The organism is Paenibacillus dendrobii, from assembly GCF_009807035.1.
GTDB classification, from domain to species: domain Bacteria; phylum Bacillota; class Bacilli; order Paenibacillales; family Paenibacillaceae; genus Paenibacillus_AQ; species Paenibacillus_AQ dendrobii.
Map to the genome: position 1 here is coordinate 509,198 of NZ_WUBI01000001.1, position 15,226 is coordinate 524,423.

13 protein-coding genes and 1 pseudogene are annotated in these 15,226 nt (G+C 46.9%); 9 read left to right on the forward strand and 5 right to left on the reverse strand.

Translation table 11 applies throughout. From position 1 onward, the window contains the following. Positions 1-128: 128 nt before the first annotated feature. Positions 129-1,310, reverse strand: coding sequence for an MGDG synthase family glycosyltransferase (locus GRF59_RS02180; protein WP_160496027.1), 1,182 nt, complete (start codon positions 1,308-1,310; stop codon positions 129-131). Positions 1,311-1,899: 589 nt separating this feature from the next. Between GRF59_RS02180 and GRF59_RS02185 the strand changes: the two genes are divergently transcribed. Continuing rightward, a complete protein-coding gene (locus GRF59_RS02185; protein WP_160496028.1) occupies positions 1,900-2,922 on the forward strand; it encodes a DUF1835 domain-containing protein in 1,023 nt (340 codons plus the stop codon). A 71-nt stretch (positions 2,923-2,993) separates the two neighbouring features. Here the strand turns inward: GRF59_RS02185 and GRF59_RS02190 are convergent, their stop codons facing one another. Further along, complete coding sequence (locus tag GRF59_RS02190) at positions 2,994-3,545, reverse strand: TetR/AcrR family transcriptional regulator (RefSeq protein WP_160496029.1); 552 nt, start codon at positions 3,543-3,545, stop codon at positions 2,994-2,996. Positions 3,546-3,685: 140 nt separating this feature from the next. Between GRF59_RS02190 and GRF59_RS02195 the strand changes: the two genes are divergently transcribed. Further along, positions 3,686-4,450 (forward strand): SDR family oxidoreductase, encoded by a 765-nt coding sequence (locus tag GRF59_RS02195; RefSeq protein ID WP_160496030.1) that lies wholly within the window; start codon positions 3,686-3,688, stop codon positions 4,448-4,450. Positions 4,451-4,559: 109 nt separating this feature from the next. Here the strand turns inward: GRF59_RS02195 and GRF59_RS02200 are convergent, their stop codons facing one another. Next, a complete protein-coding gene (locus GRF59_RS02200; RefSeq protein ID WP_160496031.1) occupies positions 4,560-5,828 on the reverse strand; it encodes an MFS transporter in 1,269 nt (422 codons plus the stop codon). Positions 5,829-5,985: 157 nt separating this feature from the next. On the opposite strand from GRF59_RS02200, the gene pdxR reads away from it, so the two are divergent. Further along, the gene (pdxR, locus tag GRF59_RS02205) at positions 5,986-7,458 is read left to right on the forward strand and encodes a MocR-like pyridoxine biosynthesis transcription factor PdxR (RefSeq protein WP_160496032.1); all 1,473 of its coding nucleotides are present in this window, start codon (positions 5,986-5,988) and stop codon (positions 7,456-7,458) included. On the opposite strand, the gene GRF59_RS02210 is transcribed toward pdxR, so the two are convergent. Next, positions 7,423-7,638, reverse strand: a complete 216-nt coding sequence (locus GRF59_RS02210) for a hypothetical protein (RefSeq protein ID WP_160496033.1) — start codon at positions 7,636-7,638, stop codon at positions 7,423-7,425. The genes pdxR and GRF59_RS02210 overlap by 36 nt on opposite strands. Before the next feature lie 131 nt (positions 7,639-7,769). On the opposite strand from GRF59_RS02210, the gene GRF59_RS02215 reads away from it, so the two are divergent. The 6 genes and pseudogenes from GRF59_RS02215 (at position 7,770) to GRF59_RS02240 (ending at position 14,772) form a co-directional block, all read left to right on the forward strand. Next, on the forward strand, positions 7,770-10,172 hold the full coding sequence (locus GRF59_RS02215) for a YcdB/YcdC domain-containing protein (protein WP_160496034.1): 2,403 nt from the start codon (positions 7,770-7,772) through the stop codon (positions 10,170-10,172). Positions 10,173-10,423: 251 nt separating this feature from the next. Further along, entirely contained in the window at positions 10,424-10,750 is a 327-nt protein-coding gene (locus tag GRF59_RS02220) for an ArsR/SmtB family transcription factor (protein ID WP_160496035.1), read from the forward strand. A 47-nt stretch (positions 10,751-10,797) separates the two neighbouring features. Then, entirely contained in the window at positions 10,798-12,084 is a 1,287-nt protein-coding gene (locus GRF59_RS02225; RefSeq protein ID WP_160496036.1) for an arsenic transporter, read from the forward strand. Between the two features lie 47 nt (positions 12,085-12,131). Then, positions 12,132-12,650 (forward strand): hypothetical protein, encoded by a 519-nt coding sequence (locus tag GRF59_RS02230; protein ID WP_160496037.1) that lies wholly within the window; start codon positions 12,132-12,134, stop codon positions 12,648-12,650. A 116-nt stretch (positions 12,651-12,766) separates the two neighbouring features. Beyond that, positions 12,767-13,102 (forward strand): annotated as a pseudogene (locus GRF59_RS02235) (potassium channel family protein); the annotation flags it as partial. A 275-nt stretch (positions 13,103-13,377) separates the two neighbouring features. Next, positions 13,378-14,772 (forward strand): protoporphyrinogen oxidase, encoded by a 1,395-nt coding sequence (locus tag GRF59_RS02240; protein ID WP_160496039.1) that lies wholly within the window; start codon positions 13,378-13,380, stop codon positions 14,770-14,772. A gap of 63 nt (positions 14,773-14,835) precedes the next feature. On the opposite strand, the gene GRF59_RS02245 is transcribed toward GRF59_RS02240, so the two are convergent. Continuing rightward, positions 14,836-15,165, reverse strand: a complete 330-nt coding sequence (locus GRF59_RS02245) for a hypothetical protein (protein WP_160496040.1) — start codon at positions 15,163-15,165, stop codon at positions 14,836-14,838. Between the last annotated feature and the right edge of the window lie 61 nt (positions 15,166-15,226).

Below are 15,226 nucleotides of genomic sequence, written 5' to 3' on the forward strand. Positions count from 1 at the left end.
ACAGCTATTTTTATATCTAGATATTTATCTTGTTAACAATGTTATCCAATCTACAAAAAAAGAAACCCTGATCATGTTTAATGTCAGGGTTTCTTCTTTCTCATCAGGAGCTTTAAGTTCATGACACATTATATACCCACAGGAATACCATGAGTGCTTAGAATGCTCGCCTGTTGCTCCGAATAATCCAGCAGTTTGACGACCTCAGAAGCACAGCGGCTGGGGTTGTAGCCATCTCTTCCAGGGTAGTCGAAATGAGAGGGCTGGAAGCCGCGTTCGATTCGGATTTTCTCACCGCGGGCAAGCTTGCGCAGCCAATCTTCCAAGATGTTTTCGTTCTGCAGTGCCTCGCCGTATCCGCGGTTGACGAAATATTCACGGTTCATTTCTTCCTGTCCGGGGAGAGATTCGCAGAACAGCATGGGCAGGCCTTTCGCCAGAGCTTCTGTGCAAGTCATCCCGCCAGGTTTGGTGATTAGCAAATCGGAGGCATCCATCCATTTGCTGATCTCGCTTGTGTGACCCATCAGAACGATGTTCCCATGCTGGAATTTTGGATCATGTCTCATTTTGTCCAAAAGCTTTTGATTGCTTCCGAGACAGAATACGAGCTGCACTTGTTCTTTCCACCGGAGGAGCTGCTGTATGAGCTGGTTGTTCGAGACCAATCCCCAACCGCCGCCCATAATGAATACCGTAGGCATGTCTTTGATTTTAAGCGTTCTTCTTACGGAAGTCTTATCTTCGGTTGACCAGAAGTCCGGATGCACCGGAATGCCGGTTACCTGAATATTACGCGCATATACGCCGCGGTTAAGCAGGAGATTGCGCACACTATCGGTTGACACCAGAAAACGGTCAACTTGGGCATTGATCCATGAGGCGTGGGCGTCATAGTCCGTTATGATGGTGTAGAGCGGGACATCTAGTCCTGCAGACTTTAATCTGGAGATGATATTGGTCGGAATCGGATGTGTACTCACGATCAGATCCGGTTTTAAATGTTCGATGACTTCCGCTGTATGATGATAGAAAATCCGGTGAAGAGCCATCGTCGTTAATTTGCTGAGTGGCTTATCATGCTGTTTGCGGTACAGCAGACCGACGAGCCCGGGATTCGTGTGAATGGTCAGGCGGTAAGCAGAGAGAATCCAGGGGGCAACAGTCGGATTCAAAAAGGAACCCAGTTCGATCACTTTAGTCTGAATATTCGGGTTCATTCTCTTCATGCCTGCAGCCAGGGCGTAACCCGCCTGGGTGTGCCCGCTACCAAAGCCTTCCGATAAGATCAAAACTCTTTTCTTGCGCATACATGTTCACCTTCTATCTTTATATTGGATGCTCCTTCGTCAGGAAGGCAGCTTATGTTCTAACGGGATGGTTTATCCTGTTAAGTATGTCGGGAGTTTACCCTATGTACGGTCACGTTTTCCTATATTGTTAAGTGTATGATGGATTGCGAATTCTCAAAACGGACCGCGGACTGGTTTCGTGCTGGACCAAGGTCGGGGAACTTTTATCGAAATTGCTGTTCTATGTAATTAGACGATATTCCAAAGAATATCCATGCAGGTTTTTTGAAGTTTATTTTTGCCATGAGATTGATGGCGGAATGATATTATACTAGTAATAGAATAACAGGAAATTTATGTATGCATAAGAGGGCAAATGTTGTTAAACCGATAATAATCATTGATGAATTGATAGCCGGAGTTGTCGTTGCAGAATTATTTGATCGTAATATCATTTGATCACGGCAGTTGTATGCAGGATCAATATGGAACTTGATCTGCAGCGGTCTACTTGATTTTAACGGCATACCGTATGCGCTGTATTTGGAGAGTGTAAAAATTCGTGATCAATAGAAATGAACCTGGTCCTGAACCTAGGAGGATAAACATGGAAAGTAGAAAAAACAGATTGGCTAAGCTGGATTCGCATTATGCTATTCCGGTGTTGATGGAATTAGTCGAACAAGCTGAACAATCGGCAAGAACGGTTAAACAATATGATCTGGCGGATAGTATGCTGCGGTATATGGATCGTTACCTCAACCAAGTGCAAGAGATTAAGGATCTGTTGACGCATGTGCATGTCGCGTTTAACTGCTCAGCGGCAGGCTCTCTCAAAGTCGCCAGGAGTACAGTCGGACAAAACGCAAGCAGTAACGTGTTGGCGTGGGAGGATAACTTTTCCTATGGACCTATTTTTCGAATACATAACCATGAAAGCTACCTGGAGCGCCAAAATTGGTTGAGCGGACATATCGTGGGCGAGCGTTTCCCCTTCGTCAGCTTGGAGCATCAAATGCTTCATATCATGAAACAGTTGAACGGCATCCCGGATCACCTTCGGATTTACTTATGGAGCGGAAACAATGCTCACGAGCAGGTATCGCTCCGGTTGGCTCTATATGCCCTTCGAGGCAAATTAAACGATGTTCATATCGTGAATGTGTCCCAAATTTATACAGAGATCGATCATCATTTCGATACAGAACCCCTATCGCTAAACCAAGTGCCGCTTGAAGCTTTGCAAGAAATGTTGAAGGAGATCGCTTCGCTTCCTCCGATCGATGAACAAACCAAGAACATGCTGATTAAGGAGTGGGAAATTCTGTCCGAGACGACGGGTACACTGCGGACTTGGGAGGATGGAAAGATTGTGGATCTAGAGGAAAATGCGTTCGACGAAGCAATTCTGCAGACCATCCGGATGTTGCAAAAAGAGAATCAAGAACAGGGAGGAGACGGTTTTGTGAAAGCTCACATCCTGCTCGGACGTTTATTTGAACGGAAATTATGCGATAGTTTTCAGTACCTTGAATACCGGATATGGCATCTGATCGATAGCGGCTTGCTTGAGCATAAAGGGTTGCCAACCAACTACAGTATGTACAGCGTGAGACTTCGGGACATGTAGCTAGAAGAAAAGCACGTAACGCCTGAAAGTATCCAAACTGTTATGTGCCTTTCTGGTGTATCACTCTAGCTTTATTCATCGGGGTGATTTTCATGAGGGAAGAGAAGGACATGAGTGACCCATTTTGCCATATGTTCCGGGGATTCCCGCATTTCGGAGGAAATCCAGTATCGGATAAGGCCGATGAGACCGCCTGCATTGTAAGCGCAACGGATCTCGTTAATCGAGAACTTGTACAGCTCCTCCTTGATCATTTCATCCAATTGCTTGGGAAACTGCTTCTCGTTTAGCATCACGGAATAGAACTTGAAGTACTCCTCAATATGCAAGAAAATGGTGAGGAGAGAGGATATTGGCTGCTGCCGTTCGTTGTATTCCATGAGTGCTTTTTCGAAATTGAAGGCAGGGTACTGCATCGCTTCACGCAGCTTGCCCAGAACATAGGTTGAATTATGCTCCATCAGATCTTCTTTATCCAGGAAATGAAGATAGAACGTGGAGCGGTTGATTCCTGCTCGCTGCACAATATCGCGAATGGTGATGGATTCATATTTTTTCTCGGTCATCAGATTAAGGAAAGCGTTCATGATGGAGCTTCTCGTTTTTTGAACTCGCGGATTCATTGTTGTCGTCTCCCTTGAATAGCTCTTGGTCTCGAAATAGACATTTCGGTGCAAAATGATGTTTGTGCCTGTGAAGTACAAGCGTTACAATTATTATAGACACTATGTTGTCTAATTCAAAGCCGCGGGAGGTACAAACGATGAAACTTCAAGACAAAGTAGCAGTTATTACAGGCGCAGGCTCCGGTATGGGCAAGGAAATGGCGCTGCTTTTCGGGCGTGAAGGCGCCAAACTGGTATTAGCAGACATCTCGCAAGCTACGTTGGATCAGGTTGTGGCTGAGGTAAAAGATAACGGCGGAAGCGCGGTCGGCGTTCTCGCAAACGTTGCCAAAGAAGAAGACGTGCAGAACATGATCGATACTGCCGTAAATACCTATGGTTCCCTGGACGTGTTGGTGAACAACGCAGGTATCATGGATAAAATGACACCGGTTACAGATGTAACGGACGAGCTGTGGGAAAGAGTTATTTCCATCAATGCAACCGGACCAATGCGCGCGATTCGCAAAGCATTGCCTATCATGATCAAGCAGGGTAAAGGCGTGATCGTAAACACAGCTTCCGTCGGCGGCTTGTATGGTTCCCGTGCGGGTGCGGCATATACGGCATCCAAACACGCGGTTGTGGGTCTAACCAAAAATGTAGGCTTCCAATACGCAGATGCGGGTATCCGTTGTAATGCCATCGCTCCAGGCGGGGTGGAAACGAATATTATGGCAGATGCAGGCGATATGAACATGGAAAGCCGTGGTCTGAAAAAAGCCATGTCCGGTGCTGGATTCAATCCTAGAAACGGTCAGCCATCCGAAATTGCCAAAGTGGCCTTGTTCCTCGCATCTGACGACTCAAGCTTCGTGAATGGTACGGTCATTACAGCCGATGCCGGCTGGACTGCATATTAATGATAACGTCTTAAGTATCGTGAAAGGTACTTGAACGAATACAGGGCTCTCTCTCTAACTGCTATCACAGTCTAGAGAAGAAGCCCTGTTTGCAATTGTGCGAAATTCGTTATTGAGCCAAGGATTCCGCTGCAGCTTCGCTTCTTTTGTGCCTTGATTGAACTTTGAAGTATAAAGTACTCACGCTCAAGCTCAGTAAAAGATTGAAGCCGATCAGCAACTGATAATTATGTGCCAAATCGAAATTGAATCCTCCGGCCAGCGCGGCTAGCACGCCTCCAAGCTGATGCACCAGCAGGAGAATTCCCGTATGCAGTCCCATATTTTTGTCCCCGTCCGCGAGGGATTCCCTTGCGACGAGAATAGCGCCTGGCACGGCTCCGACATACGTGGCACCGAAGAGGAGTGAGAATAAAATCGGTGATACCGGAAAATGAAGAATAAGAAACGTGAATGCTGCGGTCCGCAAAAGATATAAAATGGCCAACGCCTTGGTTCTTGATGTATGGTCCAGAAGGATAGAAAACGTAATGCCGCCAAATACCTCAAGCAGCCCGAGCAGACTCATCGCCGATGAGATCATGCCGGTCGAGACATGGGCGGTCTGGTGAATCGCAACCAGGTTCATTTCCACTGTTCCCATACTGATTCCACATGTGAATATTCCGAAAGCAACGATCAGGTATACCGGATGCCGCAGCATGTTGGTGAATATGCGTACGGTGTTCAGCCATTTCAGAAGCGGTTTGGCAGCAGAGTCGTGAGTAGGAGCTTCATTCATGGCATCTTTTTCATCTGCGACAATCTCTCTGTCTGTATGTTCGCGTAGTATAAATACAATGCAGGGTATGAAAATCAGGCTGACGAGCAGGAGGATCTCATATACCTTGATCCAGTTTAGTCCTTGCCAATTGGCAAGGATCGGTACCATGACCGCAAAACCCAGAGAAGTTGAGCTACCGAGTACAGCGAGCGCTTTGGCCCGGTGATGCTTGAACCATCCCGTGATCAGCACATAGCTTGTCGATGCGCCGAGGCCGACAAAACCGGCAAATAACCCGTTACCAATAAAATAGCCAAGCTCATTACGCATCGTGATCACGGCGGTGATCGAAAGGATCTGGAAACTGCTGACAAGCAACATGACTTTTTTGACACCATAGCGGTCAACGAGCAGCCCGCCAAGAGGTGCGCATAATGCACCGATAAAGGTGGCCGTTGACCAGGTTGTCCCGAGAAAATTCCTCCCTACCCCAAGGCTTGCGGTAATCTCACCTTGATAGTAAGAAATAACGAATCGGCTCAACGACCCGGCGAATCCGAAGCACCATAAAAAAGCAAGCAAAAACCAGGCATATTTTCTCTCTTTCCACAGCATCGCATCATTCCTCTCCCCGTTTGCTCGTATCTAATGCAGCTAATCTCTTTTTTCGTCAGTATACAATGATTATACATAGCCTCATCCAGCCAATTGGAAGAATTTTACCCCAGCCAATTTCATTTGCGCATATAATGTTAGCAGAGGAGGGGGAACGATGAATTGGAAGCCCGAGATGTCCAGCGAATTACCGATATATAGGCAAATCTATGAGTATTATGAAGGCCAGATACGAAGCGGCGTCCTTCTATCTGGAACCAGGCTGCCAACGGAGCGGGAACTGGCCCGTCTACTGTCTGTAAACCGAAGCACGGTAACGACTGCATATGACGAGCTTCGCTCCTCAGGACTCATTGAATCCCGTCAGGGAAGCGGTACCCGCGTTAGCGGTTATTTGTGGGAAACAAAGCCTGTAAGTCATCCATATTGGCATCGGAGCATCCGCAGGAAAGTGTTCGACATGTCGGAATCCTTACGCCATCTTATCCATGAAAGTCTGCCTGAAGGAAATGTCATTCATATGATCCGTGGTGAATTGTCTCCGGATTTAATGCCGCAAGAAATGCTTGAACATGCATCACAATGTCTAAGCTTTGATGTACCTTTTAGTTATTTTAGTGACTGGCGCGGGGATGCACAGCTTAGGGAAACCCTCTCTCATTTTTTGGCGGAACGGATGAACATTCGAGCGAATCCTGGGAACATCCTGATTACCAATGGCGTAAAACATGCTCTCTCCTTAATAGCCCGCACACTGTTGCAGCCGGGAGATGCGATTGCAGTTGAAGGGCCATCTTATCTGTATTCCATGCAGGTATTCGCGGAAGAGGGACTTCGAATGGTTAAGCTGGAGGTGGATGAAGAGGGTTTGATACCCGAACAGCTGCCCATGCTGTATCAGCAGTTTGGTGTAAGAATGGTATTTACTAACCCTACCTACCAGAATCCGACCGGTATCAGCTTGTCGATCGAACGGCGGCAAAAGCTTTTAAAGATATGCAAACAGCTGAATATCCCCATTGTCGAAGACGATCCCTACAGTCTGCTTCATCTCGAGGAGGAAGACAAGCCGCTGCCTTCCATCCAATCGCTGGACGAAAATGGCCAGCATGTTATTTACATAAGTACACTCTCGAAATTTGCCACACCGGGTATGAGAATTGGATACGTCGCTGCACCTTTGCAAGTTATTGACAAGCTGGCACAAACCAAAAACCGTACAGGATACAGTTCAAGCCATATGGGAGAGCAACTGGCACAACGGTTTTTAACAGATGAAGCCTTTGACGCACATTTGAATAAGGTGAGAAGAGAATTAGCACGGAGAAGAGAGCGGATGCTACAGGCCATTCAACGGGAAGCGGGAGATTATATTGAGCTAGTGGCACCCCATGCGCCTGCAGGCGGATATTATTTGTGGCTGAGGTTAAAAGAGGAAACGGCGGCCGACTTTACCGAGAAGACTTGGATCGAACAGGCGATCAGGCACGGAATCACTTTTTATCCCGGTTCCGTTTTTGGAGAAGGGGGCGGAAAGCTGCGGCTGACTTATGCATCGTTAAGCATGGAAGAGATCGAACGGGGGATCCATCGATTAGGCGGTTTGCTGAAGGAAATGTATGGGCGATAATGGCAAAAAAATAGCGCCGTCGTCTGTGCCTTTCCGGCACCACGCGCGGCGCTGCTCCGCTTTTTTGTTGGCGACGACCTGAGTCATCGGTTTGCGGCTCCATGTTACACGTCCTCCAAGAACAGGTGTAGGATGGCTTGACTGTGCGGTTTTTGCTGGTTTATGCTTTGTTTTTTTCATGAGAATCTCCCCTTTACTGAAGTTACGGTTACAGCATAAAACATTTTAAACATGAACTCAAGTAATCCGCGTAAAATGTAATGGTATGCTATAATTATTTTGGTTTAATATGGTAATTGGGAGGTTGGAAAATGAACGAAAGCAAATTAACCGGCGGACAAGCCTACCGGGTTAAATCCGCGAAGAAGATGATCAAAACCGTACTTGCAGGCACGCTTGGACTCAGTATTCTGCAGATTCCGGTATGGGCGGCAGCCGAATCGGGCAGCTTGGTAGCGACTGCGCCAACAGTTCAGGTCGGAGGAAGCTCGGCAGACAAGGGGCATGCTTCGGAAGATAAGGCAAAAATAACTAAAGAGCAGGCAGCTGAGAAAATGCTCGCTTTGTTCCCTGTGTTAAAAGATGCCAAGCTTGAAGAAACCAGTTACTCGGAAAGCGAAAATATGACAGGACACCAATCCATCTGGACGTTAAATTGGACGTTCACGAAGGGGAATTCCTCGTATTCGATCAACACGGGCGTAGATGCCATCACAGGGGACGTACTCAGCTACAACCAGCCTTTTTACCTAACTGGAGATGACAATGCTTACTATCCGCCGGAAATTTCGAAAGATCAAGCCGAAGCAATCGGGAAGGATTTCATCGCAAAAGCGGCATCTTCCGTTTCTGTTGGCGATCTTGTATCTGTCGAAACGTCGTATAACTCTGGCAAAACGCTATTTGGACCTGTCATGTACAATTTTAGTTATAATGTCAAAGTAAACGGCATTCCTTCGGATGGGGAGAATCTCAATATCGATGTCGACGGGAAAGGGAGAATCATCAACTACAACCGGATGACCTTCGGCAAGAAATATCCCTCGGGCAAGCCGGGTATCTCCTCTTCCCAAGCCGTAGACGCCTATAAAAAGGATTTATCCCTTACTTTGGCCTATGTTTCTTTTAATGATCAAATGTATCCATCGAAATCAAAAAAAGACTGGCGTCTTGAATACATACCTTCGCCTTACTTGTCATCAGTCGATGCCAACACAGGAAAAAGACTGACTTCAGGGTCTGATACGGAAAACACGGTACCTAAAGTGCTGGAATACGCTGCTTTCCCAACCTCGACTTCGAAGTCTTTTATTCCTCACGCAGGAAAGACGCTAAGTTCGAAGGAAACGGTAGAATTGTACGCCCAAATAGCCCCGTCAAGCAAGGATTATTCGTTGTCCTCTTTTCTTTCCGGTTATTGGAACACAGAGGGTAACCAGGTATGGAATTTGAACTGGAACAAACGCAACTCCGTGGGCTATGGGGGTGAAAGCATCAACATGGTCGTCGAGGCAGACACCGGTCAGCTCATCAATTATAATATCAATTCCTATCCAATGGTGATGAATAGCATCGATGGCGCGAAGAGTAATGACGATAATAGCGCCAAAAACAAGTCTGCACTTATCACCGAAACCCAAGCTCGGGATAAGGCGATCGCACTCGTAAATAGTTATTATCCGGAAGCGGCCAAGAATCTCAAGATATCCAATGAATCAGGCGCACAAAAGTCGGAAGGCAAAACACTCTACCGATACGTCTTTCAACAGTTTCATAAGGATGTACCCGTATATAACAATCAGGTAACGGTTGTACTGGAAGGCGATGGAAAACTCCGCAGTTATAGTGCTGGACTGCCATTACCGCTGGAGGACGAGACAGCACTGGATGCTTTGTCCGTGAAAATAAAGTCCGCCGACGCGACCAAAACTTATCAAGATTCTTTGGGAGCAGAGCTTAGATATACGTCTGATGGCGGCTATTTTACGGAGAGCAAATATTTAGAACCGACTGTGACGCTCAGTTACATTCCGACCTTTAAAGGAGACCGGGGCCTTCCGTTCCTGAACGCCGTGACTGGCAAAGCGGAGGCTTACGGCATGTGGAATACGACCGAGAAGGGCAATAAGGGAGATCTCCCTGCAGATGCCGCGTCGCATCAAGCCAGCAAAGACTTAGCCACGCTTCTGGAGTACAATGTGTTATCACCAGGCAGCGATGGATTGCTTCATCCGGACGCCGAGCTTGCTTATGGAGACTTACTGGTCATGATTGCCAAGGCAACGTATCCAAACCATATGTATTACGACAATGGACGCCTCGGTAAGCAGTATAAGGATGTACTTGCGGACAGTCCTTATGCGGAGGCCGTTCAGATGTTCACCGATCGCGGATGGCTTCAGAGCAGCCCGTACGACTTGCTTCATCCAGAGCAGGCACTCTCGCGCGAAAAACTGGCAGAAACGATCGTGAAGGTCCTCCATTACGACCGGTTGGCCAAGTATTATGATGCAGATCCGAAAGTCATGAGCTTATCGGATGCGGCTTCTATACAGAATAAGGGAGCCGTGGAGCTTGTGATCAGACTCGGTCTGATGACGGCCGATGGCGGAAAGTTCGAACCTGCGAAAACGGTTACCAAAGCCGAAGCAGCGCAAATCCTTGTACGCCTTGCCCATATTCAAGGGAAAGTGGATACTCCGATATCCGGATGACAATCGCAACCACTTATGGCGGCTGAGCGACTTCATTCTGCGAATCGACCCTTTTGAACGATCTGAATGGATTACCAGAGCCTTCTTATGGGGGCTCTTTTTTAATTTTTCGAATGTTTCCAACATTTGATGCAGTCATGCTGGTGGGTTGTTAAATTGTTATTTCTATTGATTTATGATTTGAATGAATATATCATATAATTATATGCTTATATACTTTATAATGAAATGACAACATAGGGGGGCAGAACATGGATGAGATTGCGGAGGCTGCTGAGAAACTAAAGCTTCTGGGTGATAAGACGAGGCTTACGATTCTTTGTTTGCTGAAAGACCGGGAATGGTGCGTCTGCGAGCTTGTAGACGTATTATCCATATCCCAGCCTGGAATTAGCCAGCATATGAGAAAGCTGAAATCGCATGGTATCGTGAATGAATCTAGAAGAGGGCAATGGGTGTATTATTCGCTGCGAATCCAGGATAAGCCATATATTCAAGCGGTGCTTGATTATATGCCCGGTACGGCGGGTACATTATCCTTGCTGAATAAGAAGGAACCAGGACAGTGTTGTAATTAATCTCTAGTTATATACAATCATGGGGGACAGAAATTGGAGGTTGTCTTTTGTTATCAGTCATTCTTGCCGTTCTTATTTTTATCGTAACATTAACTTTTGTCATTTGGCAGCCGAAGCGGCTGTCGATTGGCTGGTCCGCATGCGGGGGAGCAGTGCTTGCTCTGATCGCCGGAGTCGTAAACATTCATGATGTGTTGGATGTGACCGGTATCGTTTGGAATGCGACATTGGCGTTCGTGGCCATTATCCTCATCTCTCTTATTTTGGATCGGATCGGATTTTTTGAATGGGCCGCGCTGCATATGGCGGCTGCTGCACGAGGCAATGGCATTCGGATGTTTGTATATGTATCGGTGCTTGGTGCAGTTGTTTCCGCATTTTTCGCTAATGACGGGGCTGCACTGATTCTGACGCCTATCGTTCTGGCGATGGTCCGAGCGCTGAATCTCGATGAGAAGAAGGTGTTTCCTTTCATCATCGCCAGCGGCTTCATCGCAGACACCACCTCGCTGCCGCTGGTCGTCAGCAATCTGGTGAACATCGTCTCTGCCGATTTTTTCGGGATCAGCTTTATGCAATACGCGGGAAAAATGATTCTACCGGATCTTTTCGCATTACTAGCCAGTATCACGGTATTATATCTCTATTTCCGGCGTAGCATTCCCAAACGGTTTGATACGATGCAGCTCAAGAAACCGTCAGAAGCCATCAAGGACCCGAAGCTGTTCAGGCTGTCATGGATCGTGCTTGCTCTGCTGCTGATCGGGTACTTTGTCAGCGAATTTCTGAATATTCCGGTATCCATTGTTGCTGGCGTGATCGCTATCTTGTTCCTGTTCATGTCTAGTCGGAGCAGCGCGATTCCCGTTAAGGAAGTACTGAGGGGTGCGCCATGGGCCATCGTGTTCTTTTCCATTGGAATGTATGTCGTCGTGTACGGCCTTCGTAACGTTGGGTTAACCGATATGCTTGCGCATGTGATCCGGGGTGCAGCGCAGCATGGCGTCTTTGCAGCAACGATTTCCATGGGCTTTATCGCCGCGTTTTTGTCTTCCATCATGAACAACTTGCCGACCGTGATGATCGATGCGCTGGCTATTGATGCGGCACATGTCACCGGAGCGGTCAAGGAAGCATTGATATATGCCAATGTGATCGGTTCGGATCTTGGACCGAAAATTACGCCGATCGGATCGCTTGCGACGCTGCTGTGGCTGCATGTGCTTTCCTCCAAAGGGGTCAAGGTAACATGGGGAACGTATTTCAGGACAGGTATCATTTTGACGATTCCTACGTTATTGATTACGTTGATTGGTTTGTATCTCGTCCTTTGAATGGATAAATTTGGTTTAACGATCACCTAACGTCAGGAGGTATATCCATGATGAAGCGGAAGGGCACGTCTGTGTTTTGGGGTGCTTCGGTCATCGCGGTATTTATACTCGGCTATAGCATGGCTGCGCCTGTGCAAGACCAAACCGATAATTCAGCTGAAACGAGTGCGTATAAAATCTTGAATGAGGTTGACACCATTAGAACTGCCGATGCGAGCACTTTGAAAAATGATCTGGGATCCATTACGTATGGGATAGACGATCATGCGATTAATGTGATCTTGGATCTGGATCTCCCGCGGCATCCTCAAGTAGGCATTGCCTTCATCGGAGCGGACAGTCAGGGAGTTGTTTTCGGTGACATGACTAGCAATCTGAAAGTTGGGCATGTTGAACAAGAAACGACCTTTTTCACGGAAAATAACCGGCTTGTTCTCTGGACGCAAGTTCCCGTGCGATCTCTTGGGGATGGGAATGAGGCATGGATTGAACTGACTGACCAGAAGACGGGGACGATGATTTTGAAGCAAAAGCTTACGTTTCCGTTTAATCATCCGGAGAGCTGAGTTCATGAGATTCTGATCATCTCCGGAAAAAGTGCCGGGAATTGCATAATCTTATAATGCGCCATTTCCCTAATGCTGAAATGAATTTTACATAGAAAGAGTGTGAACATGCTGCCATGATTTCATTTCTGCTGACCTTAAAACGTCTTCTAAGCGGTCTTTTTCATGCATTCAAGCATAAGAACTTTCAGGTGTTGTTTGTATCGATTGTATTCGTGCTTCTGTCAGGCACCTTATTTTATACCCGTGAGGAAGGGTTGTCGGTTGTTGACGCACTGTATTTTTGCATTTCTACGCTCAGCACCGTGGGTCATCCGAATTTCGTACCTCAAACCACGTTCGGCAAAATCTTTACGATGATCTATATCGTCGTGGGTACAGGCCTGTTCATGGGACTCATGGGATATATCGCTTACGGCGTTGTAAAAAGCAGCCAAAGGGAAGATGAAGAAGAAAAGGATAAGAAAAAGAACGATAAGGGCGATAAGCCAGGGAAAAACAAAAAGAAAACGCGGACTCTCACGGATTCGGAATAAGATGAGGTTCAACCGCGTACATCGCATCCTTTGGGGATATGAAACGGAAACGGTATGCTGCCTAATGGCGGGTATATCCGTTTCTTCTTTTTTTGTCAGATTAACGTCACATATGGGCATTTCAAAGCGGTAATTTTCCTGTGATATAATAAAACCATTGAACATTACGACGGGAAGCAGGTGCACAGAAATTGAAAAAGGTTGTTGTGATCGGCGGCGGCGTTACAGGCTTGTCGACTGCTTATTATTTGCAAAAAAATGCACGCGAAAGCGGTAAAGAGATACATATCACGGTTGTCGAGGCCAGCGAACGGCTGGGCGGTAAAATCAGAACGGTGCATGACGGGGAATTCACCATGGAGACTGGGGCGGATTCGATCGTGACGCGCAAGACGAATGCGCTCGAACTGATCGAGGAATTAGGGCTGAAGGATAACGTGGTTTATAATGCGACGGGTGTATCGTATATTTATTCGGACGGAAAGCTGAAGCAAATTCCAAAGGATGCAGTATTCGGCATTCCCACGAGTGTTGAATCACTGGCAACGACAGAGCTGGTATCGGCAGAGGGCAAGGTCGAAGCGCTCAAAGACCTGTATACTCCTAATGAACATTTTACCAAAGACGATTCTGTCGGCGATTTTCTTGAAGCTTTTCTTGGAAAAGAATTCGTCGAAAAGCAGATTGGGCCTGTGTTATCCGGGGTTTACTCGGGCAAGCTGAGCGATCTGACGATTGCTTCCACGCTTCCTTATCTTATTGATTACAAGAACGAATATGGCAGCATTATCAAAGGGATGTCCGAAAACAAAGCTAAATTTCAAAGCGGCGGAGGCAAGAAATTTTTGTCATTTCAGGACGGCGTCTCCGAGCTGATTGAGGGGCTGGAGAGGAATCTGGCGGATTCCGACATTATCCATGGCGTTGCGGCTGAGTTCCTGAAACGCTTGGACAACGACAGATATGAAGTCACTCTCATGGACGGAAGAACGCTGGATGCAGACATGGTTGTCATCAGCACGTTATCCGCATCCGCCCAGAAACTTCTTGGAAATGCTGATTTGGATGCGGAATTTGACCAGTTTAAGAACAGCTCGCTTATCAGCGTATATATGGCTTTTGACGTTCCTGATCGCGAGCTACCGGCAGACGGTACGGGATTTATTACGTCAAATAGCGAAGATGTAAAATGCAATGCTTGCACATGGACCAGTCGGAAATGGGAGCATACATCCACGAACGGCAGGCTACTGGTCAGACTCTTTTACAAGAGCATCAATCCGCATTATGAAGAGCTGGTGAAGCTCTCGGAAGAGGAATTGCTGCAAGTGGGCATGGGAGATATTCAAGCGAGCTTGGGCATTACGAGTCAGCCGATATCCTATGATGTAACCAAATGGCACGAAGTGATGCCGAATTACCACATCACGCACCACCAGATTGTTAAGACGCTCGAGAGAAAGATGGAAGAGCATTTTCCGAATGTGCTGTTAGCCGGATGCTCCTATTATGGAGTCGGTATTCCAGATTGTATCGCCAACGGGGAAGAAACAGCCGCGAAAATACTGAATCTTATCACAGACTAACGCACAAGAAAGGTCCGGACAAACATGTCCGGGCCTTTTTAATACCATTAATGAAGCTCCGTTTTATTTCTTGGCCCGCATAAACAGATAAGAGATAATGTAGGCAATGGATGTTGCACCGAAAAGCGCGAAAACGCCAGGTGTCAACGCCAGATATAAGCTTGCAGGAAGTGACCATATGAACGCGGCAAGCATCAACCATTTTCGTGACATCAATACGGAGACCAAGGCCGCGCAAGCAGGAAGAAACAGGAGGAAAAAAGTACGGATCGCCGCTGCAGATTCAAAACGGTCCGTATATGGGTTGAAGAAATGCAGCATACACCATAGAAAAATAGAAAGCACGGCTGCTGCCGATCCGATGTAGAATGAAGCTCTCGAGTATCGGATCATTCGTTCTCACCTCCATTTAGATGAAATTAAGATGATAATTCTATTGTAATCAAGGAATGAT

Excerpts from the sequence above, each read along its gene's own strand:
- GRF59_RS02180 (WP_160496027.1), bottom strand. The coding sequence starts at position 1,310 with ATGCGCAAGAAAAGAGTTTTGATCTTATCGGAAGGCTTTGGTAGCGGG.
- GRF59_RS02185 (WP_160496028.1), top strand. The coding sequence starts at position 1,900 with ATGGAAAGTAGAAAAAACAGATTGGCTAAGCTGGATTCGCATTATGCT.
- GRF59_RS02190 (WP_160496029.1), bottom strand. The coding sequence starts at position 3,545 with ATGAATCCGCGAGTTCAAAAAACGAGAAGCTCCATCATGAACGCTTTC.
- GRF59_RS02195 (WP_160496030.1), top strand. The coding sequence starts at position 3,686 with ATGAAACTTCAAGACAAAGTAGCAGTTATTACAGGCGCAGGCTCCGGT.
- GRF59_RS02200 (WP_160496031.1), bottom strand. The coding sequence starts at position 5,828 with ATGCTGTGGAAAGAGAGAAAATATGCCTGGTTTTTGCTTGCTTTTTTA.
- pdxR (WP_160496032.1), top strand. The coding sequence starts at position 5,986 with ATGAATTGGAAGCCCGAGATGTCCAGCGAATTACCGATATATAGGCAA.
- GRF59_RS02210 (WP_160496033.1), bottom strand. The coding sequence starts at position 7,638 with ATGAAAAAAACAAAGCATAAACCAGCAAAAACCGCACAGTCAAGCCAT.
- GRF59_RS02215 (WP_160496034.1), top strand. The coding sequence starts at position 7,770 with ATGAACGAAAGCAAATTAACCGGCGGACAAGCCTACCGGGTTAAATCC.
- GRF59_RS02220 (WP_160496035.1), top strand. The coding sequence starts at position 10,424 with ATGGATGAGATTGCGGAGGCTGCTGAGAAACTAAAGCTTCTGGGTGAT.
- GRF59_RS02230 (WP_160496037.1), top strand. The coding sequence starts at position 12,132 with ATGATGAAGCGGAAGGGCACGTCTGTGTTTTGGGGTGCTTCGGTCATC.
- GRF59_RS02245 (WP_160496040.1), bottom strand. The coding sequence starts at position 15,165 with ATGATCCGATACTCGAGAGCTTCATTCTACATCGGATCGGCAGCAGCC.